The organism is Streptomyces boncukensis (assembly GCF_011045075.1).
GTDB lineage: Bacteria > Actinomycetota > Actinomycetes > Streptomycetales > Streptomycetaceae > Streptomyces > Streptomyces boncukensis.
This window is the reverse complement of record NZ_JAAKZZ010000921.1, coordinates 1-1,577: the sequence shown is the minus strand read 5'-3', so window position 1 is coordinate 1,577 and position 1,577 is coordinate 1. Positions and strand designations below refer to the sequence as shown.

1 protein-coding gene is annotated in these 1,577 nt (G+C 72.9%); it reads left to right on the top strand.

The annotated features are described in order from the left end of the window. Positions 1–97: 97 nt before the first annotated feature. The gene (locus G5C65_RS37010) at positions 98–1,522 is read left to right on the top strand and encodes a GH1 family beta-glucosidase (protein ID WP_165303418.1); all 1,425 of its coding nucleotides are present in this window, start codon (positions 98–100) and stop codon (positions 1,520–1,522) included. Positions 1,523–1,577 lie beyond the last annotated feature (55 nt).

The following is a 1,577-nucleotide window of genomic DNA, read 5'->3' as shown; positions in this document are numbered from 1 at the left end:
CCTCTCCCCCTCCTCTCTCCCTCTCCCCTCTCCCTTCCTTCTCTCTCCTCCGACTCCTCCGTTTCCTGTTTCCTACGGCACTTCTGGGAGCGCTTCCATGTCCACGCACACCGTCCGGCAGTTCCCCGAGAGCTTCGTGTGGGGCACATCCACCGCCGCCTATCAGATCGAGGGCGCGGTGGCGGAGGGGGGACGCTCCCCCTCCATCTGGGACACCTTCGCCCACACCCCGGGCAAGGTGCACCAGGGGGACACCGGGGACCGGGCCTGCGAGCACTACCAGCGCTTCCGCGAGGACGTGGCGCTGATGTCCGAACTCGGCGTCCGGGCCTACCGCTTCTCCGTCTCCTGGCCGCGCGTGCAGCCCGCGGGCGCCGGTCCCGCCGTCCAGCGCGGGCTCGACTTCTACCGCGCGCTCGTCGACGAGCTGCTGGAGGCGGGCATCGAGCCGTACCTCACGCTCTACCACTGGGACCTGCCCCAGGAGCTGGAGGACGCGGGCGGCTGGCCGGCGCGGAACACGGCCTACCGGTTCGCCGAGTACGCCCGGCTGGTCGCGGACGCGCTCGGCGACCGCGTCACCCACTGGACGACCCTCAACGAGCCCTGGTGCAGCGCCTTTCTGGGCTACGGCTCCGGCGTGCACGCCCCCGGCCGCACCGATCCCGCGGCGGCGCTGCGCGCGGCGCACCACCTCAACCTCGGGCACGGACTGGCGGCGCGGGCCCTCAGCGACACGCTGCCCTCCGGGGCGCAGCTCATGGTCAGCCTCAACCCCGCGGTCGTACGCCCCCGCAGCGACTCCGCGGCGGACCGGGACGCGGCGCGCCGCATCGACGCGCTCGCCACCCGCGTCTTCACCGGGCCGATACTGCGCGGCGCCTACGACGACGACCTGCTCGCGGACACGGCGTCGGTCACCGACTGGAGCTGCGTCCACGACGGCGATCTGGCCCTCATCCAGCACCCCCTCGACGCGCTCGGCATCAACTACTACACCCCCTCCCTGGTGTCGGCCGCCTCCGGCAGCCCGGACGCGCCGGCCGAGCGCAACGACGGGCACGGGAACAGCGCGCACTCGCCCTGGCCCGGCGCCGACGGCGTCGCCTTCCACCAGTCGCCGGGCCCGCGCACCGAGATGGGCTGGACCGTGGACCCCACCGGGCTGACCGAACTGCTACTGCGGTTCCACCGCGAGGCGCCCGGAGTGCCGCTGTACATCACGGAGAACGGCGCGGCGTACGAGGACAAGCCGGACGCCGAGGGCCAGGTGCACGACCCCGAGCGGATCGCGTATCTGCGCGGCCACCTCGGCGCCGTGCACCGCGCGCTCACCGAGGGCGCCGACGTCCGCGGCTACTTCCTGTGGTCGCTGCTGGACAACTTCGAGTGGGCGTACGGCTACAGCCGACGGTTCGGCGCCTACCACGTCGACTTCGACACGCAGCGGCGCACGCCGAAGTCCAGCGCCCGATGGTACGGGCGGGTCGCGGCGAGCGGTCAGGTCCCCGAAGGGGAGTAACCGCGGAGCAGACCACGGTGATACGGGGGCGGCGGGGCGCGGCGTTGTGTGGGGG